24 protein-coding genes are annotated in these 26,815 nt (G+C 60.7%); 10 read left to right on the forward strand and 14 right to left on the reverse strand.

Annotated elements, in window-relative coordinates; genetic code table 11:
• The first annotated feature begins 69 nt into the window (after window positions 1-69).
• The 4 genes from PQR40_RS10305 to PQR40_RS10320 all read left to right on the forward strand — a co-directional run bounded on the left by PQR40_RS10305 (window position 70) and on the right by PQR40_RS10320 (window position 4,680).
• Window positions 70-1,287 (forward strand): sensor histidine kinase, encoded by a 1,218-nt coding sequence (locus PQR40_RS10305; protein WP_408237872.1) that lies wholly within the window; start codon window positions 70-72, stop codon window positions 1,285-1,287.
• A gap of 56 nt (window positions 1,288-1,343) precedes the next feature.
• Window positions 1,344-1,832 (forward strand): GNAT family N-acetyltransferase, encoded by a 489-nt coding sequence (locus tag PQR40_RS10310; RefSeq protein WP_408237875.1) that lies wholly within the window; start codon window positions 1,344-1,346, stop codon window positions 1,830-1,832.
• 561 nt (window positions 1,833-2,393) lie between these two features.
• Window positions 2,394-4,226, forward strand: a complete 1,833-nt coding sequence (locus tag PQR40_RS10315) for a S10 family serine carboxypeptidase-like protein (protein ID WP_408237878.1) — start codon at window positions 2,394-2,396, stop codon at window positions 4,224-4,226.
• A 61-nt stretch (window positions 4,227-4,287) separates the two neighbouring features.
• Window positions 4,288-4,680 (forward strand): 2-oxoglutarate dehydrogenase, encoded by a 393-nt coding sequence (locus tag PQR40_RS10320; RefSeq protein WP_408237881.1) that lies wholly within the window; start codon window positions 4,288-4,290, stop codon window positions 4,678-4,680.
• Window positions 4,681-4,765: 85 nt separating this feature from the next.
• Here PQR40_RS10320 and PQR40_RS10325 read toward each other — a convergent pair whose 3' ends face one another.
• The 3 genes from PQR40_RS10325 to PQR40_RS10335 form a co-directional block, all read right to left on the reverse strand.
• Window positions 4,766-5,161: a hypothetical protein gene (locus PQR40_RS10325; protein WP_408508930.1), complete on the reverse strand. Its 396-nt coding sequence runs from the start codon at window positions 5,159-5,161 to the stop codon at window positions 4,766-4,768.
• Window positions 5,158-6,102, reverse strand: coding sequence for a hypothetical protein (locus PQR40_RS10330; RefSeq protein WP_408508931.1), 945 nt, complete (start codon window positions 6,100-6,102; stop codon window positions 5,158-5,160). Before PQR40_RS10330 ends, PQR40_RS10325 begins: the two co-directional genes overlap by 4 nt.
• A gap of 350 nt (window positions 6,103-6,452) precedes the next feature.
• Window positions 6,453-6,653, reverse strand: a complete 201-nt coding sequence (locus PQR40_RS10335; RefSeq protein ID WP_408508932.1) for a hypothetical protein — start codon at window positions 6,651-6,653, stop codon at window positions 6,453-6,455.
• A gap of 4 nt (window positions 6,654-6,657) precedes the next feature.
• Between PQR40_RS10335 and PQR40_RS10340 the strand changes: the two genes are divergently transcribed.
• Together PQR40_RS10340 and PQR40_RS10345 are read left to right on the forward strand one after the other, a co-directional pair.
• The gene (locus tag PQR40_RS10340) at window positions 6,658-7,932 is read left to right on the forward strand and encodes a metallophosphoesterase family protein (protein WP_408508933.1); all 1,275 of its coding nucleotides are present in this window, start codon (window positions 6,658-6,660) and stop codon (window positions 7,930-7,932) included.
• Between the two features lie 180 nt (window positions 7,933-8,112).
• Window positions 8,113-10,443 (forward strand): patatin-like phospholipase family protein, encoded by a 2,331-nt coding sequence (locus PQR40_RS10345; RefSeq protein WP_408508934.1) that lies wholly within the window; start codon window positions 8,113-8,115, stop codon window positions 10,441-10,443.
• A 22-nt stretch (window positions 10,444-10,465) separates the two neighbouring features.
• On the opposite strand, the gene PQR40_RS10350 is transcribed toward PQR40_RS10345, so the two are convergent.
• Entirely contained in the window at window positions 10,466-11,596 is a 1,131-nt protein-coding gene (locus tag PQR40_RS10350; protein ID WP_408237899.1) for an ATP-binding protein, read from the reverse strand.
• Between the two features lie 398 nt (window positions 11,597-11,994).
• Entirely contained in the window at window positions 11,995-12,780 is a 786-nt protein-coding gene (locus PQR40_RS10355; protein WP_408508935.1) for an alpha/beta hydrolase, read from the reverse strand.
• 29 nt (window positions 12,781-12,809) lie between these two features.
• Here PQR40_RS10355 and PQR40_RS10360 point away from each other — a divergent pair, with 29 nt between their 5' ends.
• Window positions 12,810-13,172 carry a hypothetical protein gene (locus PQR40_RS10360; protein WP_408508936.1) on the forward strand — a complete coding sequence of 121 codons (363 nt, stop codon included), beginning with the start codon at window positions 12,810-12,812 and terminating at the stop codon, window positions 13,170-13,172.
• Here PQR40_RS10360 and PQR40_RS10365 read toward each other — a convergent pair.
• Window positions 13,169-13,873, reverse strand: a complete 705-nt coding sequence (locus PQR40_RS10365) for a response regulator (RefSeq protein ID WP_408237908.1) — start codon at window positions 13,871-13,873, stop codon at window positions 13,169-13,171. The two genes, PQR40_RS10360 and PQR40_RS10365, sit on opposite strands and share 4 nt — an antisense overlap.
• A gap of 234 nt (window positions 13,874-14,107) precedes the next feature.
• Here PQR40_RS10365 and PQR40_RS10370 point away from each other — a divergent pair, with 234 nt between their 5' ends.
• Window positions 14,108-15,085, forward strand: a complete 978-nt coding sequence (locus PQR40_RS10370) for a DUF535 family protein (RefSeq protein WP_408237911.1) — start codon at window positions 14,108-14,110, stop codon at window positions 15,083-15,085.
• A 276-nt stretch (window positions 15,086-15,361) separates the two neighbouring features.
• A complete protein-coding gene (locus PQR40_RS10375; RefSeq protein WP_408237914.1) occupies window positions 15,362-15,742 on the forward strand; it encodes a DUF2917 domain-containing protein in 381 nt (126 codons plus the stop codon).
• A 180-nt stretch (window positions 15,743-15,922) separates the two neighbouring features.
• Here PQR40_RS10375 and PQR40_RS10380 read toward each other — a convergent pair whose 3' ends face one another.
• The 8 genes from PQR40_RS10380 to PQR40_RS10415 all read right to left on the reverse strand — a co-directional run bounded on the left by PQR40_RS10380 (window position 15,923) and on the right by PQR40_RS10415 (window position 24,354).
• Entirely contained in the window at window positions 15,923-16,495 is a 573-nt protein-coding gene (locus tag PQR40_RS10380; protein ID WP_408335062.1) for a hypothetical protein, read from the reverse strand.
• A 557-nt stretch (window positions 16,496-17,052) separates the two neighbouring features.
• Window positions 17,053-18,255, reverse strand: a complete 1,203-nt coding sequence (gene pcaF, locus PQR40_RS10385) for a 3-oxoadipyl-CoA thiolase (protein ID WP_408237920.1) — start codon at window positions 18,253-18,255, stop codon at window positions 17,053-17,055.
• Window positions 18,256-18,716: 461 nt separating this feature from the next.
• The gene (denD, locus tag PQR40_RS10390) at window positions 18,717-19,697 is read right to left on the reverse strand and encodes a D-erythronate dehydrogenase (protein WP_408508937.1); all 981 of its coding nucleotides are present in this window, start codon (window positions 19,695-19,697) and stop codon (window positions 18,717-18,719) included.
• 28 nt (window positions 19,698-19,725) lie between these two features.
• The gene (gene otnI / locus PQR40_RS10395; protein WP_408508938.1) at window positions 19,726-20,514 is read right to left on the reverse strand and encodes a 2-oxo-tetronate isomerase; all 789 of its coding nucleotides are present in this window, start codon (window positions 20,512-20,514) and stop codon (window positions 19,726-19,728) included.
• A 193-nt stretch (window positions 20,515-20,707) separates the two neighbouring features.
• Window positions 20,708-21,370: a 3-oxo-tetronate 4-phosphate decarboxylase gene (gene otnC / locus PQR40_RS10400; protein ID WP_408483984.1), complete on the reverse strand. Its 663-nt coding sequence runs from the start codon at window positions 21,368-21,370 to the stop codon at window positions 20,708-20,710.
• Entirely contained in the window at window positions 21,367-22,677 is a 1,311-nt protein-coding gene (otnK, locus tag PQR40_RS10405) for a 3-oxo-tetronate kinase (protein WP_408508939.1), read from the reverse strand. Before otnK ends, otnC begins: the two co-directional genes overlap by 4 nt.
• A 14-nt stretch (window positions 22,678-22,691) precedes the next feature.
• Window positions 22,692-23,582 carry an L-threonate dehydrogenase gene (ltnD, locus tag PQR40_RS10410; protein ID WP_408237935.1) on the reverse strand — a complete coding sequence of 297 codons (891 nt, stop codon included), beginning with the start codon at window positions 23,580-23,582 and terminating at the stop codon, window positions 22,692-22,694.
• Between the two features lie 67 nt (window positions 23,583-23,649).
• The gene (locus PQR40_RS10415; RefSeq protein ID WP_408237938.1) at window positions 23,650-24,354 is read right to left on the reverse strand and encodes a FadR/GntR family transcriptional regulator; all 705 of its coding nucleotides are present in this window, start codon (window positions 24,352-24,354) and stop codon (window positions 23,650-23,652) included.
• Window positions 24,355-24,674: 320 nt separating this feature from the next.
• Between PQR40_RS10415 and PQR40_RS10420 the strand changes: the two genes are divergently transcribed.
• Window positions 24,675-26,801 carry a TonB-dependent receptor gene (locus tag PQR40_RS10420; protein ID WP_408508940.1) on the forward strand — a complete coding sequence of 709 codons (2,127 nt, stop codon included), beginning with the start codon at window positions 24,675-24,677 and terminating at the stop codon, window positions 26,799-26,801.
• The last annotated feature ends 14 nt before the right edge of the window (window positions 26,802-26,815 follow it).

The raw sequence follows: 26,815 nt of genomic DNA on the forward strand, positions 1-26,815 counted from the left end.
CGTGTCCGACGCGTCTGGTGTGGTTCGAGCATATGTATGTTGTAGCAACTTCACACCGATGCACCCAATATGACCGAAATACGCCTTAGCCCGCTGCGCAAATTTGCCGATTTCATTCGTGCGCAACGCTCCCGCCTGACCGAGCAATGGATGAATGCCGTTTTCAGCGATGCCGACCTCGTCGAAGCGGACAAACTTACCTATCAGCAGCTCGCCGATCATCTGCCGGAAATTCTCGAAGGACTCTGCCTCGCGCTCGACGTCGAAGATCTCGAACGCGTCGAACCGGCGATCGAGCGTAATGCGAGAAAACACGGCATAGTCCGCTGGCGTCAGGGCTACCGGATCGAGGAACTCGTGCGCGAGCTCGATCTGTATCATCAGGTGCTCGCCGACGCGCTGGAAGAATTCGCCGACCAGGACAGCACGTTCACGCGCCGCCATGAAGGCCGCGCGCGGCGCATGGTCGCCGAAACACTCAGCATGGTGACGCTCACGTCGATCCGTGAAGTGGTCAGCGAACGGGACCGCAAGATCGATGAGTACACAGGCAGGCTCGAGCGCGCCAATCACGAGCTGACACTCAAGCAGCGGCTGGTCGGCGATCTTTACGAGTCACGCATGCAAATCACTCGCAGCGTGGTCCATGATCTGCGCAATTTTCTGAACGCGTTTTCGATCGCACTGCAATTGATCGAACGGGCGCCTTCAAAGGCCGATATGGCGCTGACGCTGGCCAACCGGCAGGCCGCGGACATGAAACAACTCGTCGATCAGATGGTCGAGTACTCCGTCGTACTCGGCGACGAGACGCCTCTCACACGCGAGCCGGTTGAGTTGCATGAGCTTTACGACGAACTCGTCACCGCCTCGCGGCCGGCCATCGAGGCCAAGGGGCTGAAGTTGCGCGCCACGTTCGACCCGGCGCTATCCGCTATCACGTCCAATCGTCTCAAGCTTAAGCAGATCGCCGTCAATCTGCTCTCCAACGCAACGAAGTACACGAAGTCCGGCGAGATCGAACTTGGCTTCGCAACGGCCGGCACAGAGCACTGGTCGATTCGCGTGTCGGACACCGGCGTGGGCATTGCACCTTCGGATGCGGACCGGGTATTCGACGAATTCGAACGCGCTGCGGGCGAAGATATTCCCGGCACGGGCCTCGGCCTCGCGATCGTCAAGGAGCTTTGCCGCGTGTTGAACGGCCAGATCGATTTTGCGTCACGCGAAGGCGTTGGCACCCGGTTCGAAATCCGGTTCCCGCTGGTGCTGGCTGAAACCGAATAAATGGTCCGCCGGCAACTGGCTGCCAGAACCGGTGGTGAGGCGATGGAGACGTGTGAATGGTAGAGATTTGTCCCGCTCGATTTCCCGAACAGCTTGACGTTGTGCGGGCGATATTTCGCGAGTACGCCGACAGCCTGGGTATCGATCTGGGCTTCCAGAATTTCGAATCGGAACTCGCGGAGTTGCCCGGCAAGTTTGCGGCGCCCCGGGGGCGCGTTCTTCTCGCTCTGAACAATGGGAACGTGATCGGTTGTGTTGCAATGCGTCCTCTGGATGAATTGACGTGCGAAATGAAACGTCTTTATATCCGTCCATCTGGACGTGGCCAGCAGGTCGGCAGGCAATTGGCAACGCTGATTTGTCAAATTGCACGAGAGGCGGGATATCCGCGTATTCGTCTCGATACACTTCCAGACATGCACGCTGCGCAGCAGCTTTATGTGTCGCTCGGTTTCGAGCCGATTCCGGCCTACGTTTTTAATCCCGTCGCGGGCACGCTCTTTATGGAACGCGATCTGACACGTCTGGAAAATCAGGCCACGTAGTCATGCGGCACAGCGCTCATCCCTGCAGCAGTGCCTCAGGCATTACACCGGGCCGTCCAACCCGGCCGATTCCCGGAAGATCACGATTTCATGGATAAGCGGAACGCTTGCGCTCCCCGGTACAATTTAATTATTACGATTAACAAACAAAAACATTTTATTTCGTAATAAATAATCGATTAACTCATATCGGCGTCACGACCTAACCGATTGAATTGATTGAATCACACACGAATTCAAGTGCAACTTTCCGAGGTTGCAATTACGGAAATTCGGTACATCCTTGACAAACTCCAGTTGCGTCACCTATTTTTCTTCTGCCACCAATATACGAATATCCGATTAAGGAAACGTATCCAGAAAAGCACTGGAATATCCAAACCAGATATTTAGTTATTCTACGCATGTCGCATAGAACTCTATATCTATGCGCTTTGAAGTAAGTTGGTCTCAACCGCTGCATGCCGACAATGCACCATCAATAGTTCGAACTCCGATATATCTTCATCGGCGAGAGCGGCCTTTGTGAAACGGTATCTGAACCCACCACCAAGGATAGAGATGAAACGAGACGAGCGTCTTACCGGCCATAGCCATCATCGCCTATGCAGGCTGCCGGTCCTGGGAACCTTAGCGGTCACGATCATGCTTCTCGGAGGTTGCGGCGGAGAGGACGGCAGTTCATCCTCAGGCACGGCTGTGAGCATGCAGCAGGCTACAGCGAATCAGCAGCTCACCGCGCAACAGGCCGCCGCGCAGTCGCAAGCACCAACGGCCAATCAAACCTATGTCGACCCGGTGGCCTATTCCGGCAATGCCACAGATGGCCTCGCTCCGGCTCAGGCCTCGGAGAAGACGGCTGTCATGCACTACAAGTGGACGTTAGGCAAAACGCCGATCAACTACACCACGACGACAGGCCATTTGACGGCCGCCGATTCGAGCGGCAACCCTGAAGCCACGATGTCCTATGTCGCATACACCGCGCCGGATACGAACGGCTCGCCGCGACCGGTCACGTTCGTCTACAACGGTGGCCCGGGCTCCGCCTCCATCTGGCTGCGGCTTGGGTCGTTCGCGCCAACGCGGGTCGCCACGCCCGACCCCGCGTTCGGGAACTGGCCGAACTATCCGCTCGTCGACAATAAGGACAGCCTGATCGACACCACCGACATGGTCTTCATCGACCCACCGGGAACAGGTCTTTCCGAGGCGATTCTGCCGAACACGAACCAGAAGTTCTGGACGACCGACGCGGACGTCAACATCATGCGCGATTTCATTGAGCGCTATCTGGCGGTCAACAATCGCAGCAGTTCGCCAATTTATCTGTACGGCGAGTCGTACGGCACGCCTCGCACCGATATGCTCTCATTGGCGCTCGAATCGGCCGGCGTGCATCTGACCGGCATCGTTCTCCAGTCTTCAATCCTGAACTATTTCGCGGATGCAATCGAGGCCGTCGCCATCACGAACTCGACGAGCGCACTGGCATTGGACACGGATACGCTGGCCGGATATTTCCCCGGCTACGCGGAAGTCGCGGCTTACTACAACCAGGTGTCGCCGGCGCCACTCAATCAGGACCTGTACGCATACCAGGCAAGCCTGTTCGCCACGGCCGAATACGACCGGTTCAAGCGGTATTCGCAATCGTGGGTGCTCAGTCAGCTCGGCATACCGGACGCGCTGGGCACGCCAGTGTTTCCCAATGCCAAAACGCTTCAGTCGTGGACCTTGCCATCCAGTTTGACCGTGCAGGCGCTGCAGGGCTACTTCGGCGCCAACCCGTTCTCGACGAGCCTCTTGCCTGGCACAACAATCGGCCGGTACGACGGACGCGTGTCATTGCCGAATTCGGATCCGCGGCTGCAAAACGACGGGGACCCGTCCGACATCCTGATCTCCCAGCCGTTCACCACGGCGCTGGCAACGCAGATGCCCGACTACCTCGGATACACGGCGCCGAACGCGACCTATTTGCCGCTGAACGACAACATCATCCAGGTCTGGGATTTCTCGCATGACGGAAAGCCGCTGCCCGATACGATCCCTGATCTGCTGGGTGCGCTGACGCTCAACCCGAAACTCAAGGTGCTCTCGGAAAACGGCTTTCATGATCTGGCCACACCGTTCTTCAATACCGAGAAGCAATTGGCGCGGCTGCAGACAGTACCCGGTCTGAATCCGGACTTGCAGGTCAACTTCTTCCAGGGCGGACATATGATTTATCTGGATGACGTCGCCCGTCCGTTGATGAAACGGGATCTGGTGCGCTTCTACCGGGGCACGCCGCTTCCGGATGCGCTCGCGCTCTGGACGCTGCCGCCGCCGTGGCACGACGAAAGCGCCGCCAGTCAGCCGACCGCTACGGCGCAAGCCACGGCGCCCTGACTGATCTGAACCGACGTGCCTCGTTCGCGATACTCTATTCACTCAATCAATGCGAGTCATCATGTCTCTTTTCGATAGATTGCGGCGTGTTTCCCCGTTGATCGTCCTTGGCTGTCTGATTGGCAACGCGAATGCGTTACCGCCGCAAGCGGTGGCGCCGGCGACGCCGCCAACCGGGTCCAGGGGCGTCGACGGTCCGTTCTTCCCTCAAAACCGTGCTGCCCCCGTCGCGCCATCGACCGGCACGGCACTGCAACAGGAAGCTCAGCAGCGGCTCGAGGCGCGGCTGGGGGCCAATACGGCCCTTAGCAATGGCGCCGCGGTCACAAAAGCGCAGGCCCAGACCCAGGGGCTCGGCTATGTCGCCAAGCACTTCGATCAGATCGATACAAGCCATAAAGGAAGTGTGACCCTGAGCGACGTCAGGCAGTATCTGCAACAGCAGGGCCGCTAGCGGCCGGCCATGACGGCTCTGGGGATTCCTTCTCTGGAAGACCGCTTTTGACACACGCGAATGGCCGCTCGGGCCATTCGCGTGCCTACTTCGCCCCGGCGTTCCTGCCAATCGGCAAACATTCACTCATTGCGCCGCCGCTGTCGCTCAACCCGCGCATCACGACCTCGGACGATTTGCCATCACGTCTCGCTAGTTCGGCGAGATCGAGCAACGCTGCGTATTTCGCCGAGCAGTCCTGCCCGGGTTCAATTGCCCGGTGCACAGCACGCGTTTCAGTGTTGGTGACGCGCTCACCCACTGCAATCGCCACACCCGCAGCAACGATCATCGTTGCCAACACACCTACCTTGCACAATGTCCGTGTACGTACCGCGTTGAAACGTGACCGGACAGCCTGCGCACTTCCCTGCCTGCTTATCAACGGCCGGCCGATTCGTCCGGCTTCATCTTCGGTTCTCACGCGCAGGTTTTCGGTCATGACCAGTGCGCCGGCACCCAGACATTCCCCACCCAGTGGCCCGGCACCCACACTACAGGGCGCGGCGCAGGCGCCACATAGACAACGCGCGGGGCGACATACACAGCAGGCGGCGGGGGCGGCGGAACGTAGACAACCGGAGGCGGCGGCACATACACAACCGGCGGCGGCACGACGACAACAGGCTTCGGCGCAATCACCACCGTCGTGCCGCCTGTCGTGACGACACCCGTGGTCGTGACGGTCCCACTTGTCGTCACCGTGTTGCCGTGTGCACCCGTCGTGCTTGTCGACGTCGTAACGACGCCCGGCGCAACACGCGTCGCCGTACCGGAGTGATCGACGGTGCCGCCATCGGACCCAGTCACCGTGCCGGAACGCGAACACGAAGCGCCTGCGCAGTTTGTGGATGCCGAATGGTTGACCGTGTTGCCGTTTGATCCGGTGATCGACCCGGACGACGAATACTGGCCCGGCGCGGTTTTAGTCACATCGCCGGAGGTGGTGGCTGTTTTGCCGTCCGGTCCGGTGAGCGTGCCGGTATGCGAACAGGTGCCGCCCGCGCAACTGGTGTCGCCCGCATGCTGGACCTGGTTGCCGTAGCGCCCCGTCGCCGTGCCTGAATTCGAGAATTGGCCCGGCGCGTTGCGGGACACCGAGCCGGTGTTGGTCGCCACGCCGCCGTAGGGGCCCGCCACGCCGCCAGCATGCGAACAACTGCCGCCGCCACACGAGCCGTACCGCGCACCGTTGTAAGTGCCGCGCGAGGTGTACGCGGTGCCGTGTTGCGACCAGGCAAAAGCCGAAGCGCTGCCGAGCGCGAGCACGGCGACAGTTGCGGCGAGCATGAGCTTGCGCAGCGCGCCGCGCATGGATGCGGCGGTCGCTACGGAAGCAGAGGAAGCTGCGATGGCTGGGACGACGAACGAATAATCTTTCACGGTATGTCCTTCCTGATTTCGGGCCACTTCTGCGCACTGCGGCGTGGCGACGAGCGGACTATAGAAGGACGCGCGGTTTTAATCAGCAGCGAAGATATGTCGCCCTGTTTCACCACAAAAGAGGCCCGCTGGACAAGGGTTTGCAGGCAATTCCAACGTGCCGCGACATAGCCCGACATAAATTGTTTCAGGTCGGGTTCAGCACGTGACGCGCACGTGCCGCACACAGAGTCAGGCGCGACGACAAACCATGTTCGACATCACTGCGACACTTTTCCGAAATACACATGTCGTAGGGTTCGATGAATGCAACGGCGAAAACCGCTTGCGTATCACCCGCTTACTCTTCTTCAAGAGGCGCTCATGTCGGCAAAACGCGAGTCGAAATCCAAAGCCAAGGCGAAAGAAAGCACGGCGAAAGCAGAAGGCAAACGAAAACCGGCCAGCAAGGCAGCGGCATCCGGCAAAAAGGCCGCTGCGCCCACCCGCGGCTCAAACCAGCCTGCCGCAACGGCCAGCACCTCGGCGCTCCGTCCGCGGATGCTGGACAAGCCCGTGTTCGCCCAGCCTCAGCCGACCGCGGACCCGACGGTGTTTCGGGTGCCCCATCCATCGGATGATGCGGCCTACAAGGAAATCGACAAGCTCAATGCGGAGCACAAACTGTTTCCGTTGCCGTTTCCCGCGCCAAGCGGCGGTGTGGAGCCCCAACTCACCCTGGCCGAGGTCATGGGTGGCAATGCAACTGCCATCGACAGAATCACAGCCAACGGACAACTGGTATTTCACGCGCTGGGAGATTGCGGCAGTACGAAAGGCCCGGCGACCCAAAACGAAGTGGCCGACAAATTGACCGCGGACTTCAACGAAACCAATGCCAGTGAAGTACCGCAGTTCGCGTTGTTACTCGGCGACGTCGTCTATAGCTTCGGCGAGGGCCAGTACTATTACGATCAGTTTTACGAACCGTATCGGGACTACCCCGCGCCGATCCTCGCCTGCGCCGGCAACCATGACGGCATGATTTCGCCGGAAGCGCACGCCGCGAGTCTCACCGCGTTCCTGAGAAATTTTTGTGCGGATACGTTCGCCGTTTCGCCCGAAGCAGGCGGATTGTCGCGCACCGCGCAAATCCAGCCCGGCGTGTTCTTCACGCTCGATGCGCCGTTCGTGCGCGTGCTGGTGATTTACAGCAACACGCTCGAAGATCCCGGTGTGATTTCAGACCCGAACATCGGACGCACGCAACTCGACTTTCTCGACGCCGCGCTCAAGCGCGTCAAAGCCGAAAAGTTCGCCGGCGCACTGCTGATCGCGGATCATCATCCGCCATACTGCGCGGGCGGACACGGATCGAGCGTCGATATGCTGGCGCAGATCGACAAGGTGTGCGAAGCCAATGGCGTGTGGCCACATGCGTTTCTTTCCGGCCACGCCCACAATTATCAACGCTTCACGCGCACGAGAAATGCGGACGGCACGCAGATTCCATACATCGTATGCGGCAACGGCGGACATGGTCTGGTCAAGCTCGCCGCACAGGGCGCGCCCGCCATCCGCGCGCCACAAGTCATGCAGGCGGCGTCGGCCACCACAGATCAGGTCGTACTGGAAAACTACGACGACACCAATTACGGTTATCTGCGCCTGGTCGTCACCGCGACGCAGTTACGTATCGAGTATCACTCGGCGTCCGACGGTCTCAACACGAAAGCGCCGAACGACTATGTGACGGTCAACCTCGCCGAACGTAAAGTGGCTCATTTCGTTGCGCCGGATATGGGGCATCCGATGGCTGCAAGGGCCGTGCGTGCGTTGATGGCGCGCTAGTGCCGCGAGATCGTCCCCCTACGCCCGGTTCCACCATACTTCACCTGGGCGCCTCGCATTGATGCGAGGCTCAAGGCGTTACGACTACGCTTTTCCGTAAACCCGCGTTTATGCGAAATCACCTGTTTTTACTGGGGCAAAACGATGTAATCTCTCGGTTTTCTTCCTGCGTCAAAACAGATGAGTCGAGCGTCGGCGAGCGAACAACTACAACAAACGGCGGCCCACACGTGGCGCAGGCCCATCGTTCTTCGTTTGCGCTGCACCGTGGTGCTACTGGCGTGCGGGATCGCTGCCTTCGCACGCCCCGCTCTCGCAGCCGAATCTGCGTGCGGCGCCGAAGCCGGCCCGGCCGGCCGGCCCTCCGTCGGTCTCGTACTCTCAGGCGGGGGCGCGCGCGGCTATGCGCACCTCGGCGTATTGAAGGTGCTCGAGGAAAACCGCATTCCGGTCGACTGTATCGCCGCCACCAGCATGGGCGCGGTCGTCGGCGGCCTGTACGCGAGCGGTATGACCGCGCAGGACATGCAAAAACGCCTCACGGGAATCAATCTCGCGGACATCGCGTTCGACGTCACCGAGCGCGCCGATCTGCCGCAATCGCGCCGCGAAGACGAGCGGCTATATGTGAATAGCCTTTCGCTCGGCTACGGCGCCAATGGCTTCCGTCTGCCGGTGGGGCTCGTCCAGGGCAATCGCCTGCAAGCGCTGCTGCAGGACTGGACGTCCGCCGTGCCGGGCAGCGTTTCGTTCGACCGGCTGCCGATCCCCTATCGCGCGATCGCCACCGATCTGCGCACCGGCCAGAAGGTGGTACTCGATCACGGTTCGCTGCCGCAGGCGATTCGGGCCAGCATGGCGTTGCCCGGCCTGTTCGCGCCGGCCGACATTGACGGGCGCACGCTGGTGGACGGCGGCATCGTCAGCAATCTGCCCATCGAAACGGCGCGCGACATGGGTGCGAACGTCGTGATCGCCGTCGATATCGGCTCGCCGCTGCGGCCGCTGGATGCACTGGCTTCACCCGCCGACGTGATGCAGCAGATGATCGGCATCCTGATTCACCAGAACGTTGCGCGCCAACGTGAACAGCTGCAAACCGGTGACGTACTGATCGAACCGGCGCTCGGCTCGCTGAGCTTCACCGACTTCGCCAACGCGAGCCAGGCGATCGCGGCTGGCGCCGCCGCCACGCGTGCGGTACTGCCGCAGCTTCAGCATCTGGCGCTCTCGCCCGCTGACTACGCCGCGTGGCGCGCCCGGCATGCGGTGCCCGCAACGCATCCGGTGCGGATCACACAGATCGAGATCGCCTCGCAAGGCGTGGTGCCCGAGGCACGCATTCGCGCCGCATTGCACGTCAAACCCGGCGACGTGTACGATCCCGCCGCACTCAACAAGGATTTGCTGGCGCTCTCCACGGCAGGCGATTTCGACAGCGTGAGCCAGCAACTCGTCGACGATGGCGATGAGCACAAGCTCGTGATCGTCGCGCAGCAGAAACAGTGGGGACCGAATTTCCTGCTGTTCGGGCTCGGTCTCTCGAGCAGTTCGACGGACGAAGGCGGCTTCCGGCTGCATCTCGGTTATCGCCGGCCGTGGCTCACTTCGTCAGGGCTCGAAGGGCGAGTGGACGGCACTGTCGGCAGCGATCTGATCAACCTGCATGCAGAGTTGCGGCAGCCGCTGTCGAGTTCTTTCGGCTATTACGTGGCGCCCTATCTCGAGTTTCAGCGCCGCTACGCCAACCTCTACGACGACTCCGGCGACGTCAAGGTCACGCAATACCGCTTGCAGACCGAGCGCGTCGGGGTCGATTTGGGCCTGCCACTCGCGCGTCTCGGCGACTTCCGTATCGGCGTGGCATACGCGCACGGCTTCGCCTCGCCACAATACAACTTGCCACTCGAGGACGGACCTAACTCGCCGCTGCTGTTCCCCGATATTTACGGGCGGCAGCTCAGCGCGCGCGCACGTCTCGTGATCGATCAACTCGACGATCCGCTGTTTGCGCGCAAGGGTTATTTCGGCGAACTACGCGTAGAGCGTTCGCTGTTCGCGGGCAGCGATAGTTTCACCGAGGTGTACGGGAAAAGCATTGCCGCGGCAAGCTACGGACGGCATAGCATCAACGCGAGTATCGAAGCGGGTAACGATTTCGGCGGCACCAACCTGACGAACCCGTTCGGCTTCACGCTGGGCGGTTTTCAGCATCTGTCGGCCTACGCCGCCGATCAACTGTCCGGCAATTCGATGGCGTACGGCCAGGTCACGTATATGAATCAGCTCGCCACCTTTAACGCGTCGCCAATTCGTGGCCTGTATGCGGGGTTGAGCATTGAAGCCGGTAACGTCTGGAACCGCGATTCGCAGTTCGGAAGCGGACCGCTGAAGCGCAGCGTGACGGCGTTCACCGCCCTGACCAGTTCATTCGGACCGATATATCTGGGTGTAGCGTTTGCACCGGGCGGTCGCCATAACTTTTACTTCCAGTTGGGACACACCTATTGAAGCTGCGTAGGCACGGTGTGTTTCACGCCACCGTGCCTACCGGCCAGCTCATTTCGAAACGTGCGCCGCCGAGCGTCAACGGATCGGTGACGGCGATACGGCCGTGATGGGCGCGCAGCACCTGTTGCGTAATCGCGAGACCTAAGCCGTAGCCGCCGGTCTGACGATCGAGCCGCACGAAGGCATTGAAAATGCGCTCGCGTTGATCGGCTGGCACGCCGGCGCCGTCGTCTTCCACGTAGATTTCCACATTGCCGTGCTTGACGCTCAGGCCGACCATGATCCGCGAATGGGCGTATTTGCTGGCATTGCGCAACAAGTTGCGCAATGCGTAGGACATCAGGCGTTTGTCCATCACTACGCGTAGCGGCGTGTCCACGTCTACTTGCGCGACGAGTTGCTTGTTCGCGTACAACAACGTGGCGTCGGTAATCTGGCTGTCGAACCATGCCGTGAGCAAGGTGGCTTCGAGGTTCGATTGCAGGGAACTGTATTCGAGGCGCGCGTAGGTCAGGCTCATATCGATGAGCTCATCGAGTTCCGTAACGTCCTGAGCGATGCTTGCCAATGCGCTGTTGTATTCGGCCGCGGACGCGGGTTCGCGGAGGTTCTCCAACGCAAAACGCACGCGGGCCAGGGGCGTGCGGAGTTCGTGGGAGATGCCATTGGTGAGTTCGCGCTGTGCGGCGATCAGGCGTTCCATACGCTCGGCCAGGGCGTTTAACGTGCGGGCCAGTGGGCCGATGATGACGCTGTGCGATTCGCGGGCGCGGGTGTTGAAGCGGCCGCCCGTGAAGTCGATTGCGCGTTCGCGGACCATGACGAGGTCTAGCCAGACTGGGCGCATCCAGCGGTAGGCTGTTATCGCCGGTAGCAGTAGTGTTATCAACGCGATTGGTATGGATGCTTTTGCTGTTGTTAATGCTTGCCAGAGCGATGGCGATGTTTTTAGTGTCAGGTTTAAGGTTGTTATCGATGCCGCCAGTACTAGCAATGTCAGTGTTAGCAGGCGTGTGTAGACGCGGACGTATAGCCTCGACCAGCTAGGGATTCTGTCTGCTCGGGTGTCTGTCCAGGAGCGGCTGAAGCGGCGCCAGCGCCATTTTCCATAGCGGTAGGGGGTTAGTTTTTTTTGCTCCGCTGGGGGTGGCATTTTGGTTTCTTCGCTTTTTTTGTTGCGATTGTGGTCTATTAGTGTTGCCCCTGTGCGGGGCGGCACTTACTTTCTTTGCCGCCGCAAAGAAAGATAAGCAAAGAAAGCGGCTTCACACCGCTAATGCTTAAGCGGGTCCCCCGCACAGTTGCGGTAGTGGTGCATCTGGAATCTGTGTTCTCGCACATTTCACCTCGGTGACAAGGCAGTCATTCTTCCGGCAGCGCTACGCGCGCCGAAGCGTACTTCTTAAAACCGCCGGTATGGTGGCTGGGTCCTCCGACGCGCGGCTAGCAGTTCACTTTGCTCTCGTCTGCGTTTTTGTTTGCGTTTTTTGCCTGCGTTTTTTCTGCCTTTTCGGTTGCGCCTTACGTCCTCGGTTCGATTCCGGTTGCCCCTTACGCCCTCTGCACGAATGCCAGTGTTCGCTCCGCTACCGTGTCACGTTCGTTGTCTAGTGTGATCATGTGGTAGCTGTCGGTCAAGCGCACGAAGGTCACAGAACGGCTTCCGAGGTGCTCGCACACGAATTCCGCGGATCCGATGCTCGTTACTTCGTCCTCTTCCGAATGCATGACCAAGGTCTCGCATGTTACGCGTCCCAAAGCTCGCTTCACCGCGAAGCGCATCCAGTCGACCTGCTCGATCGCCGCCAACGGCACGTACGGATAGTGGATGCCGCTCCCCTTCTGCAAATGGCGGCGGATCAGGTTGCGAATGCGCGTGTTCTTGATGCCAAACGGCTCGCCCTCAGGCACGCGAATCAATCGGCGTAGCCCCGGCACGCAGTACATCAGGTAACGCAACGGTCGCAGACGTGAACCGCCCCAGCCGTCAAGGAATAATGGCGGCGACAGCAGAATCAGGCGCCCCGTCGTCATGCGCTCGCGCGCACTCAACATCAATGCAAGTAACGCACCCATCGAAATGCCCGCAACGTCGACTCGCTCATAACGTGTCATCAGGTCGCGATACGTGCGGCTCAGCAGTTGCATGTAGTCGCTCAGCGTCACGCGGCTCAACGCGTCCGGGTTCGAACCGTGGCCCGGCAGCGACGGCAAATGCACGTCGCAACCGATCTGCTCGAACTTGCGGTCGAGCGCGCCGAAATCATGGCGCGTGCCACCCAAGCCGTGAATCATCAACACAGCATGGCGGGAAATGGGGGAAACGCGAGCGGACATCACTAAGCCTGTCGTTGCACAAGCCTGCGATGCTAATCATCACCGCCTCAAATGACTGTCAATTTGAGGCGGTGTTTGTGGAGTTTTGTCGGCCGATATTTCGACGTATTACGCAATCGAAACCCAACGCCAACCCACCCGAACCGCAGCTGCGGCGCAACGCCATTCCATCTGAGCAGAACCGCAACCTCAGCCGCAACCTCAACCGCAGTCGCAGCCGCAATGCGACGCCGCTTCATCTGACCGCAACCGCAGCCGCAATGCAACGCCACTTTCATCTGACCGCAACCGCAGTCGCAGTCGCGATGCAATGCCACTTCATCTCACCTGAACCCGAACCACAGCGCCGCTGCAGCCGTTGCGACCACCGCGGCCACCGCGACCGCATCTAATCCCATGCCAGCTTGCTGAACTGATAGCCCTTGCCGCGCACCGTCTTGATGCGCTGCGGAGTGCCCGCGTCGTCATGCAGCTTGCGGCGCAGCTTGGATACGCCGCCGTCGATCGAGCGGTCGAGGCCGTCGAACTCGATACCGCGCAGTTGCCGCATCAACTCGTCGCGGCTCACCACCTCGCCCGCGCAACTCACCAAGGCCCACAGTAAATCGAATTCGGCCGATGTCAGATCGGGCAAGCTGCCGTCCGGCAGTTTGACGGTGCGGTTTGCCCGGCTGATCTCGAACTTGCCGAACGTGTAGCTCTCGGGTTGGCTGGCCTCCGGCGCGCGCGCGGTCACGCGGCGCAACTGCGCCTTGATGCGCGCCAGCAGCACGCGTGGCTCGACAGGCTTATGCACGTAGTCGTCCGCGCCGAATTCGAGGCCCAGCACTTCGTCGAACTGCTCGTCGCGAGCGGTCACCATGATGATCACGCCGTTGAATTGCTCGCGCGCTTCGCGGCAAATCTGGAAACCGTCCTTGCCAGGCAGGTTCACGTCGAGAATCACGAGATCCGGGCGGCGCTTGAGAATGGCCGGCACGGCTTCGTTGCCGTGCAGCACGGTCTCGACTTCGTATTCGTGTTTGCGCAGATAACCGGCGACCAGGGCGGACAGGCGGTCATCGTCTTCGACAAGCAGGATCCGGAATGGCATGGGACGAATCGTTCAAGGCTGAGACTGTTTCAATAGCGGCGGGCAACGGCGCAACCGTACGGCGCAGACCGGCGGGCAACGGCCGGACGAGTCGGCTCGACGCACAGCATAGCGGATGCGCCGCACATCATGCGACACACCCGACAAAACTCGACAAATGCACAAGCAATTCGACACGGACACGCGATCCGCGCCGCTAGCATCCCCTCGGTCGAAATAGCCCAAGGATCCGCCGTGACGACTGTTTCCAACGAAGGGGCTCGCGCCCGCTCAGCGTGGTTCGCAAGAGCCATTGCATCCTTTGCGGTCATTCAGCAAGCCGCTCACGCACTCTATCCCGGCACCGGCGTATTTCATCGCTGGCGCCGCATGCGCCTGTGGCTGCGCTCGCTGATGTCGTGGCGCTCAACGCAAGTATGGCTCGAACGCTGCGCCATTTCGCCTTTGCACGATCTGGTGCAACGTCATCCCACCGCGCTCGAGCGCATGCATCGGCCGTTCCTTCATACCCGCTTCAGCCCGCGAGAACGCCTCACGGCAAGCCTCGATCATCATGCGCTGACACAGCAGCGCGTGCCGCAGCTCGCCGCGCGCATCGCCGCAACCGGCTCGGCGCCAATCGCATTTTTCGACGTCGGCGCCGAACGCTGGCATGTGTCGCTCGAGTCGATCGAACAGTTTCAGAAGGAAGGTGACTGGACCTTGTGCATCCGCGATGCGCGGGACCAGCGCATCGTCTCCTGCACTTTCAGTCTCGCCTATCTCGGCGGCAAAGTGCGGCGGCCACGTCTTTGCGTCGGCTCCGTGCAGGGTCCGGACCATACGGTCAACGGCCGCGAGCTGTTTCGCGCGCTCACCAAGCGGTGGTATGGACTCCGGCCGAAAGTGCTGGTGATTTACCTTGCGCAATGTGTCGCCGCGGCGCTCGACGCGGGGGGCACCTTCATCGTCTCGAAGCAGGCGCACATCTATGCGAACTGGCGCTATTGCCTGAGAAAGCGCCGCGTGGCCGCCGACTACGATCAACTGTCAATCGAGTGTGGAGCGCTCGCGCGCTGGAATGGCTGGTTCGTCCTCGCACCGCCGGCGCGCTATCTGGCCGAACGCCAGGATGACAATACCGGCAACGCAGCCCGCCGCAAGCGCTACGCATTGCGAAGCGCACTCGCCGCCCAGATTCGCCGCAGCGTCGAAGCAAGCAGGACGCGTTGACACTGCACGCCTCGCGTTGTTGCTTGAATCCATTGCGATTTTTTTATTGACAAGACATGCGTCAAAACGGCACACTCATTCGCATGTTGACGCACATCTCCATCGCCTTCGCGATTAAAAACCCAACAATGCATGCCACGATCGGCAGGCATTTGGGAGCACGTGCGCGTTAGCAGTCTGAATCTGCAAAACAAGACCCAAAGGCCCCGCCGGTAACGGAAGGGGCCTTTTGTTTTGTGGGCGCCTCCGTCCACCGGCTCGATGACGGAGAGCAAGATGGATCAGGCAAGCCCGCAGTGCATGGATGACGACCCAAGTCTGTCCGCCTATCAACAGGATGAGCATCTACCGAAGGTAGTCGTGCATTTTTCCGTAGTGCCAGGCGCAACGCTGACATGGCGTGTCGATGCCGACAGCACGCTCCGTGTGCAAGGCGCGCGCCTATGGCTCACGCGCATCAACTCGCCGTACGATCATTGGCTCGAACCGGGCAACGAGTTCCGGCTGCGACGCCGCGAACGCGTGTGGCTCAGCACGGATAGCGAACGCGCTGCGCGCGTGTCGTTGAGTTATGCGTTGTCCGTCAGGCCTGGCCTCATCAGGCGTTGGCCAGGACGGCTCGCATGGTTGGGCCTGGAGGCGCCGGCGGTCCGGTAGCGTGCCTCGTCGCGACTCGATGATCGAGCTTTCGTACCGCAGAAAAGCAAACACCCCTGCAGTGAGGGGTGTTTGCCGGTCAGCCATGCCGGCTCCGGGGAGCCAGGCATGCCGTGTCGCGCGGCTACGCCGTACTGTTTGAGCGTGTGCCGTTTACTGGCATGGCACTTACTGCGCCGCCTATTGTGGTGTCACCTGCACGGCCGCAGCTGAAACGAAAACCGCATGAATCGTATCGCCGACCTTGACACCCTTCAGATCGACGTCCGGTCCGACTTCAAGCGTTTGCGTCTGATACGCGCCGCGCAGTGTAACGAGGCGCTTCTTGTGATCGATCTTCTGCACGGTGGCGAGCACTTCGACCTGACGCGCGGATGCATAACCACCCGAGGCCGGGGCATATACCTGCGTATCGACGCGGGCACGAATACCCTTGTCCGCACCGGTGACCTTGTCGGCCTTCACCAGCAACGCATTCTTGTACAGCACGTCCACCCGATCGCCGATCTTCAGTTGATCGAAGCCGGCGACTTGCTGGCTCACCAGCACGACCACCGCATTGCCGCCCGGCCCTTTGAGCGTGAGCGTGCGGCTGCCTGGATCGATACCGACGATCTCCGCCTTCACATGCACCGGTTGCACTGCGCTGACGATGCCCTGCGCGGCACTGGCCATTGGGTCTTGCGCCCACACCGGTTGCGCCGCGGCGAAGCCCGCTACCACCAACGCTGCTCCAATCGTCGCTGCTTTCATCTACGCTCTCCTCGAGAAATTGTCCGATCTGGCGTTACGGCGATCTGAAACCACAGGATGCCGATTAACACCGCGAATGCATACATCTTCAGGATGTCGCTTATTAAAGCGGGGGTACGGCGCAATGATTGTACATGCCTTACAGGAAGCTACGATTGTTTATATGGTGATTTTTAAATCAACGCACACATGATGCGAAAGTGCCGTGGCACGGCGCCACAGCGACATCTTTCCAGTTGACAGCACCGCTTTAATATTCTTGTCCATTGATATACGGAGGCAATACTTAATATGCGAAAAGCATTAAACACATACTGCATGACAACCCAGTTTTTATTATTCTGTTGATCGACGGTAATCGCCGCAATGAAGTCAAAAACCGCCACTAACACCGATTAAACACACATTCAATAGCCAGTGAACTCATGCACTGTGCAAAATAAAACAGCCCCGTCGTCTGAGCGAGGGGGCTGTTTATCATGCGGCCACGGGAGCACTACACGCGCAGCCTCAACACCAACGACGCTGCCGCGCTTTCCTGCACAAACCGCAAACCATTACACCCGTTCAATCGCGATCGCGATGCCTTGACCGACGCCGATACACATCGTGCACAGTGCAAAACGGCCTCGGGTGCGGTGCAGTTGGTACATCGCGGTCGTGACCAGACGCGCGCCGCTCATGCCGAGCGGGTGGCCGAGCGCAATTGCCCCGCCGTTCGGATTCACGCGCGCGTCGTCATCCGCGACGCCGAGCGTGCGCAGCACAGCAATGCCTTGCGAGGCGAATGCTTCGTTCAGTTCGATCACGTCGAACCGGTCGATGGTCATGTTCAGGCGAGCCAGCAATTTCTGCGTGGCGGGCGCCGGGCCGATGCCCATCACGCGCGGCTCAACACCTGCCGTTGCGATTCCCAGCACGCGCGCACGCGGCGTGAGACCGAAGCGCTTCGCGGTTTCTTCGTTGGCAAGCAGCAAAGCCGCTGCGCCGTCGTTCACGCCCGATGCGTTGCCTGCCGTGACGGTGCCGTCCGGACGCACCACGCCCTTCAGTTTGGCGAGCGTTTCAAGACTGGTTTCGCGCGGGTGTTCGTCTTGCGACACGGTGATCGGATCGCCTTTCTTCTGCGCGATCGTCACGCCGACGATTTCCTGCGCGAGCGTGCCGTCGCGTTGCGCGCGTGCGGCTTTCTGCTGACTGCGCAGCGCAAACGCGTCCTGATCAGCGCGGCTGATCTTGTAGTCGGTCGCGACGTTTTCGCCAGTCTCCGGCATCGAATCGACGCCGTACATCTGTTTCATCAACGGATTCACGAAACGCCAGCCGATCGTCGTGTCGAAGATGTCGGCCTGGCGCGAAAACGCGCTGCTTGCCTTGCCCATCACGAACGGCGCGCGACTCATGCTTTCGACACCGCCGGCCACCATCAATGCGGCCTCGCCCGACTTGATCGCGCGCGCGGCGATGCCGACGGCGTCCATACCCGAGCCGCACAGGCGGTTCACGGTGGAGCCCGGCACGCCTTGCGGCAAACCGGCCAGCAACAACGACATGCGCGCAACGTTGCGGTTGTCTTCACCGGCCTGATTGGCGCAGCCGTAGATCACGTCGTCGATCGCGTTCCAGTCGACGTTCTTGTTGCGCTCCATCAGCGCTTTGAGCGGCACCGCGCCCAGATCGTCGGCGCGAACCGACGACAGCGAACCCGCATAGCGGCCGATGGGGGTGCGAATCGCGTCGCACAGGAATGCTTCGGTCATAGGATGTCTCCAGTTGGTGTGCAGCGTGCGCTGCGCCGCTTCCGGTATCCGCGAGCGGCGCCGGACGCCTGCGCGTGGCGCGAGCCGGATGCTCCGCAGCATCGACCCGGTGAGCGCAATGGGAAACGGCCGCATGGCAGCCGTCACGTCAATTCAGCTTAGCGCAGGATGGTGAACGATAGGCCCGGGAATACGGCCATTTGTTCTATATACGAACTCACGGTCATATATCGAACAACTAGTCCCGATAATAGGCGCGTGCGCGAAACCATGTCAAGCGAAGCGAATGCCGGATCAGGGAAAACGCGCGGGCCGCCGGCCAGATTGCAATGGCTACGCAAAGGATCTGAAAATTGACGCGCTCGTGCCGGCAAACGGGTTTTTAGGCCTGTCGGCACGAGGCTTTGGACCGTTCTGCTGCCCAGAATGCTCCCTGAAAACCGATCCCGACACGCGCGCTCTCAGCGGATCTGAATCCGCTCGTCCGCGATATAGCCGCGAATCACATCGGCGAAGTTGCGATCGCCGGTCAAGCCGAGCCGTTCGGCACGCGAGGGATCCCACTGCCCCGGCCAGCTGCCGACAATCTTCTCTATCCGCGCATCCGGCTTCCACACGATCCGCTTCTCTGTCTCTTCGCCCGCCACCTCGCGCAGCGCCGCCACCATCTCGTCGACGCTTACCGAAATCCCCGGCAGATTCAGCACGCGCTGGTTGCCGAGCGCAGCGGCATCGAGTTCGAGTCCGGAAATCAGATTTTCGATCGCCTTGCGTGGCGACAACAGCCACAAACGCGTCGTGCCCGCTACTGGGCACACCGCCGTTTCACCGTTCAACGGTTCGCGAACGATGCCGCTCGCAAACGACGACGCCGCCGCATTCGGTTTGCCCGGCCGCACGCTAATAGTGGGCAGCCGCAATACCCTGCCGTCGACGAAACCCCGCCGCGTGTAATCGTTGAGCAACAACTCCGCGATCGCCTTTTGCGCCCCGTACGACGATTGCGGATTCAACGCGGTGTCGTTCTGCACAACCTCAGGCAGATCACCACCGTAGACGGCCACTGAACTCGTGAACAGCACACGCGGCTTGTGCCCACGCTGCCGGCACGTTTCCAGCAGCAAGCGCGAGGCATCCAGATTGATGCGCATGCCGAGATCGAAATCCGCCTCCGCCTGCCCGCTCACGATCGCGGCAAGATGAAAGATCGCCGCGGTCCGGTCGTCGATTACGCCGTCGAGCACGCTGCGCTCGGCGATGTCGCCCACTTCCGACCGCACGCGGCTATCGCCGAAATCGCTACCGGGCACTACGTCGAGCAGGACCAGTTCGGTAATCGCTTGCAGCTTGCCCTGCTCGTCCTTCACTGACCCGCGCGTCAACAATTCGCGCGCGAGACGCTGGCCGAGAAAACCCGCACCGCCGGTAATCAATACTTTCATGATGTGCTTTGTCCCTGCTTTGTCCGTATTAGCGAGCGGCGTTCAGATACGGCTTGAGCCAATCGAGCCCCGCCGATGTGCCGGCTCGCGGCCGGTATTCGCAACCGATGTAGCCGTCATAGCCCAGCGTGTCGATCAGATCGAACAGATACGGATAATTCAGTTCGCCGATATCGGGCTCATGGCGTTCCGGCACGCCGGCGATCTGAATGTGGCCGATGCCTGCCATATCGCGTTTGAGCTTCACCGCAAGGTCGCCTTCGACGATCTGGCAGTGATAACAGTCGAACTGCACTTTGAGATTTGGCGCGCCCACTTCCGTGCAAATCGCCTGTGCATCGTCCTGGCGGTTCAGAAAGAAACCGGGTATATCGCGCGTATTGATCGGCTCGATCACGACGGTAATACCCTCTGCTTGCGCGGCCTTTGCGGCATAGGCGAGATTCTTCAGATACACCTCGCGATGCCTGGCCCGCGGCTGATCCGCGCCGATCAAGCCGGCCATCACATGCAGTTTGCGATTACCGAGCACGCGCGTGTAGTCGAGCGCGGTTTCAATGCTGCGGCGAAATTCGTCTTCACGGCCCGGTAGTGAAGCGATGCCGCGTTCGCCCGCGGCCCAGTCGCCGGGTGGCGCATTGAAGAGCGCCTGAGTCAGGCCGTTCGCTTCGAGCCGGGCCTTGATTTCACCTGCGCGGAAATCGTAGGGGAACAGAAACTCCACCGCTTTGAAGCCGTCTTTTGCCGCAGCGGCGAAACGGTCGAGGAACACGTGCTCGTTGTACATCATGGTCAGGTTGGCGGCGAAGCGAGGCATGGCAACAACTCCTTGAAAAGGGTTTGGTTCAGCACGCGCAAGCTGCAATGAATGCATGCTCCGCGGGCAAGATTTCGATCTCTCAATTGATGGGTCCCGGCACCTTGGGCCAAGCCGCCATCGCGTCGATCACCTGCATGTCAGTACCTGTCTGTCAGCGTGGAAGCGCCACCTGGCCTTGTTTTGCTGGTATCTACCAGCGCGCGCCAAACATCGTCCGAAGTTCTTCGAGCGCCGCATCGCCGAGCGGCGCGGGCCTCGGGTTCGTCATCAGCCACAGGCGTGCGGTCTCTTCGAGTTCTTCAAGCGCATACGATGCATGCGCCACTGAACGCTCCCACACCACCGGGCCGAGGCGCTCGAGTAAAACCGCGCGAACGGTGTCCGCGAGTGCGGCGATCTGCTCGGCCACTTGCGGGTCGCCGGGACGCTTGTAACGAATCAGGGGGACGTGACCCACTTTCATCACGTAGTACGGCGTGATCGGCGGCAGAACATCGTTGTCGTGCCATACGCCGGCAAGCGTCAATGCGACCAGATGCGTCGAATGCGTGTGGACGATGCCGCGCGCCTCGCCGTTGCGCGCATAGATGCCCCGATGCAGCGCGAGCGTTTTCGACGGTTTGCCACCGGACACCGCATTGCCGTCGAAATCGACCTTGGCGATATCGGCCGGATCGAGGCGGCCGAGGCAGGCATCGGTCGGTGTGATCAGCCAGCCGTCGTCGAGCCGCGCGCTGATGTTGCCCGCGCTGCCCACCGTGTAGCCGCGTTGATAGAGACTTGCACCGGTCACGCAAATTTCCTCGCGGACTCGTGCTTCGTTCGTCGTGTGAAGTGCAGGCGTGCCGGTCATTGCGCGGCTCCATTCAGGTGACGCAGCGCTTTTTCGAAAAAGTCGATCGCACCGAAGTTGCCGGACTTCAATGCAAGTGCAAGCGGCTCAGCGTCCGTCGTTGCGGTAGCGGGCACGCCGGGATCGATCTGCGCGCCGATCCGCAACGTGCGCACGTCCAGTGCCCGCACCACGGCGCCCGAGGTTTCACCGCCCGCCACCACGAACTTGCGCACGCCTCGCTCGCGCAAACCGCGTGCAATCGACGCCAGCGTGGATTCGACCAGGTGCCCCGCTTCGTTGACGCCGAGCTCGTGTTGCACCGCTTTGACTTCGTCGGGCGTGGCAGTGGCATAGATCAGCACGGGCTCGCCTTTATCCAGGTACTGCTGTGCAAAGGCCAGCGCGTGCTCGACCACCGGATCGCCGCGCGCTGCGGCTAGCGGGTCGATGCGGAACGCGGGCCGTGCTTCGCGCCAGGCTGCCACTTGCGCATTGGTCGCTTTCGACGCGCTGCCGGCCAGCACCGCCGACAATCCTGCGGCACGCGGCAACTGCGTGGCATCGCCGCCATCCGCAAGCAAACCGGCGCGACGGAAATTGCCGGGCAGACCCAGCGCAACACCGGAGCCGCCCGTGATCAGCGTGAGGTCGGCACATGCTTCGCCGAGTACATAAAGATCCGCGTCCGACACCGCGTCGGCAATCGCCATGCGCACGCCGTCGCCGCGCAATGCATCGAAGGATTCGCGTACGGCCGACACACCTTTTGCCACTGCGTCGTAACGCACGAGGCCGACTTTCGATCTGGTCTGCCGCTGGAGTACGCGCACGAGGTTCGCGTCGCGCATCGGCGTCAGCGGATGGTTTTCCATGCCCGATTCGTTCAGCAAGGTATCGCCCACGAAGAGATAGCCGCGATAGATCGTGCGGCCGTTCTCAGGAAACGCCGGGCAGGCGATCGTGAAAGCCCTTGCTCCAGCGTCGGCGGACAATGCATCGAGCAAGGCGTCCGTGACCGGGCCGATGTTACCGGCGTCGGTCGAATCGAACGTCGAACAGTATTTGAAAAAGAACTGGCGGCATCCTTGCGCGCGCAACCAGTCGAGCGCGGCAAGCGATTGCGCGACCGCGTCGGCGGCGGGAATCGTGCGCGATTTCAGCGCAACAACCAAAGCATCGGCTTCAACGACATCGTTCGACGCGGGCACGCCGATGGTCTGCACTGTACGCATGCCGCCGCGCACCAGCATATTGGCGAGATCGGTGGCGCCGGTAAAATCGTCGGCGATGCAGCCGAGCAGCGCACGTCTGGACAGAGTAGTCATGGCAGGCTCCGTGCTTACTTCGCCGCCGGCAAGTCGATGCCGGGGAAAATCCTGATCACCGCGGAATCGTCTTCGCCACCATGCCCCGCGGTCGACGCCATCATGAACATCTGATGCGCAGCCGCGGACAAGGGCAACGGAAATTTCGAACGGCGCGCGGTATCGAGCACCAGGCCGAGATCCTTCACGAAGATATCGACCGCCGAGAGCGGCGTGTAATCGCCGCTCAGAATATGCGGCACGCGATTCTCGAACATCCATGAATTGCCCGCGCTATGCGTGATGACCTCGTACAGCGCGTCAGGATCGACGCCTTCGCGCAAACCGAGCGCCATCGCCTCGGCGGCCACGGCGATATGCACGCCGGCCAGCAACTGATTGATGATCTTCACCTTCGAACCCGCACCGTGCGCCAGGCCCAGCCGATAAACCTTGCCCGCCATCGCGGCCAGCACGTCTTCGCATGCGGCGTAGGCGGCGTCCGGGCCGGACGTCATCATCGTCATTTCGCCGGACGCGGCGCGCGCCGCGCCACCGGACACCGGCGCGTCGAGCATTTGCAAGCCGGCCGTTTCGATGCGCTTGCCGAGTTCGATCGCGAAGTCCGGCGCCACAGTGGCGCTCGCAATCACCACACCGCCCGGCATCATCGCGGCGACCGCACCTTGCGCGCCGAACAGCACGGCTTCGGTTTGGGCGGCATTGACGACCAGCGTGACGACCACGTCACATTGCGCACCAAGCTCGGCAGGTGATGCACAGCCCAGGCCGCCAGCATCGACGAATGCTTGCAAGACCTCACTGCGCAGGTCGCACGCATGAACCTGAAAGCCCGCGCGCAGCAGCGAGCGCGCGACGCCCATGCCCATCGCGCCGAGACCGATGACACCGACATTTCTGGACATGCCTGACCTCTCCGTTGGTAAGCCGCGAGCGCCCGGTAGAACCCAATCCGGGCCGGCTCAGTTCAGCTCAGCAAATGCCCGCTTCCGCGAGCCGCCGTGCCGCGTTGTACATATGCGTGCTCGCCGCATTGCGCGCCGCCATCGGATCACCCGCCCGGATCGCCGCGACGATGGCCGCATGCTCTTCACGCACCTGACGCGAGAAGTCATCGCGCAGCGCTTCGTTACTCCGCGTCACCAGGGTGCCGGCTTCGAGGTACTGATTCAGGAAGGTGAGCGTCTTCAGGAAATAGGGATTGCCGGTGGCTGCGGCGATTGCGCGATGAAAAGCAACGTCTTCGGCGACGCCGTTCTCGCCTTCGGCCACTACTTCGTCGATCCTGGCGAGCGCCGCGTCGATCGACATCATGTCCGCGTCGCTGCGGCGCATGGCGGCTTCCGAGGCGACTTCCGCCTCGATCGCCCGCCGCAGCGCGAGAATTTGCAGCACCGAGCCCGCTTCAACCGCTTCCGCGTAATCGATGCGCAGCGGCCGGATCGCCCCGTGCGCGGCGATGAACACGCCGCTGCCCTGACGCGGCTGGACCACGCCTTCGTTCTTCAGCCGCGAAATTGCCTCACGGATCACCGTGCGGCTCACGCCGAACTGCTGCGCCAGCACGGCCTCGGTCGGCAGCTTGCCGCCGCGCGCGAAGGTGCCTTTGTCGATCTGCTTGAGCAACTGCTGCGCGACGGTATCGCTCAGCGCGCGGGCAGGAATCTTGTCGAACATGGATGCCCCAACGAATCATGTTGTCGGGTCATCATACAAATTTGAGACTTTGGCTGCATCCATGCAAACCCTGGTTTTTTCGAATGATTCTTTGCGCGACATGACCAGCCACAACGCTGATAGACGTCTCGGGCATCGGTCTATCGCAAACAACCCGGCGGCCGTGTTCACTCAACGAAGAGCCAGATTTCAGTCGCAAGGCTTCCTGAGCCGGGCTCTGGCCGAATTCCATCTATTACAGGCCGCTACTTGTCGAAAGCTTATGCGCCGCGTTATATATAGCCAGATACAACGACACAAAAATAGATACATCAAGGTCCATGACTCGCACAATCAACGCCTTTCAGGCGCTCACACTCGTTTCAGCAGGAATGGGCGCGACATTCTCAGTCCATGCCCAGGACGACGGAATCCAACTTACACCCGTAGTCATCACTGGAATATCTCCCACCCAATACCCGTCGTATCAGATCGACCGAACGAAAGTTGGACCGCTTGGCGAGAAAGAACTTCTTGATACGCCGTACTCGATCAGCGTCGTCCCATCATCGCTTGCGGAGAATCAGCAACTCCAGAGCGTGCGGGAAGCGTTTCGCTTCATCCCGACGGTTCAGGGCGAAAATATCCGCCCTCAGACTCGGGGGCTGCAAGCCGGAGTTGTCCAGAACACGCGGATTGATGGCCTCAGTATCGCTGCGACAACAGACTATCCAATCGAGCAATTCGAGCAGATTGAGGTTCTAAATGGCCTGGCCGGTGCCCTGTATGGGCCCGCCAGTCCTGCCGGCACGTTCAACTACGTGCTCAAACGGCCCACCGCCGAGCCGTTACGCGAGTTCACGCTCGGCTACGCGTCACGCCAGTCCTTGACTGAACATCTGGACCTCGGAGGACACTTCGGCAACGACGACCGCTTCGGCTATCGGCTGAATCTGCTCAACCAGAACGGTGAGGGATATGTGGAGGGCAGTCGCCTGCGCAGGCAACTGGCAAGCCTCGCGTTCGACGTTCGTTTCACCCCGGACACGAAGCTTGAGACCAATTTCAGCACGTACCACTATCTGTCGACTGGATTCCCAGGAACGTTTGCATTGGCGCGTAACGTGCCTTTTCCCAGTGCGCCCGACCCTGCACGTCCGGGTTATGGCCAATCGTGGGCGGGTGATGACAACGTCACCAACATGTTCAGTGCCACCTTGAAGCACGACTTCAACAAGGACTGGCACTTAAGCGCTGGCGTGTCGAGAGAGACGAACGACCGTGCGTCGACAGTGCCGACCAACACGATCACCAGCAAGACCGGCGCCTATACGACGACCACCGCGACGACCACGTACAGCCTCGACACGATCGTCAGCAACACCGTCGCGCTGAATGGCCATACCGAGCTTGCAGGCCTTTCACACGACGTCTTCGTGTCAAACACGGGTTTCTTCTGGAATCGATACACACCGTATCAGACAGGGGCGATTACGCTCGGCACTGCAAGCATCGACGACCCATTGTCTTTTGCGAAACCTCCGCTGCCCGATTTCTCAAATCGGTACCGGTCCGTCAATACGGTTCAGCAATCGATTAGCGTCGGGGACACGATTGGCTTCAACAAGTATTGGTCGACGCTACTGGCCGCGAGCCAGAGCTGGATACACACAGAGAATTACAACAAGCAGGGCGCGACAACCAGCAAGTACAACGCGAACGGCATCAGCCCGACGGCCAGTCTGATGTTTAAACCGCAAGACAATATGACGGCGTATCTGACGTACGCTGACAGTCTTCAACAGGGGGACAATGCCCCGGCTGGATCAGCAAATGCAGGAGATAGCCTCGCTCCGTACCGAAGCAAAGAATGGGAACTGGGCTACAAAGTCGATGTGAGCCGGGTTACGCTCGGCGCCGCCCTTTACCGCATCGAGCGGCCGTACGCGTATGTAGGCGCGAACAACGTTTTTGCTGAACAAGGTCAACAAGTTAATCGCGGACTTGAACTGACTGCGACAGGCGCGGTTACGCGAGATCTCAACATCTTCACGGGGATCTCGCTACTCGATCCCCGCCTGTTCGACACTGGCTCGGCGTCTACCAGTGATAAACAGATCCTCGGCCTGTCGCGCGTCGTATTCAATGCGCTACTTGATTACTCCGTGCCGGCCGTCGCCGGTCTCGGGTTCAACATCAACATGAACTACGCAAGCCGTCGGCCGGGCAACTATACGAACACAGACTATGTCGACGGCTATACCGTCTTTGATCTCGGTGCGCGCTACAGAACGAAAATTGCCGGCAAATCAGTGACGCTGCGCATTGCCGTCGACAATATCACCAACCGCCAGTACTGGGCCAACATCACGCCAAGTGGACAAAGTGGCTACAGCGGCTCCGACAATGGTACAGGCACGCTTGGCGCTCCTCGTACCGTCCGCGCTTCGCTACAAATCAATCTCTGAACAAGGACCGGAAT

It is taken from the genome of Paraburkholderia sediminicola, assembly GCF_046026855.1.
Lineage (GTDB): Bacteria > Pseudomonadota > Gammaproteobacteria > Burkholderiales > Burkholderiaceae > Paraburkholderia > Paraburkholderia sediminicola_A.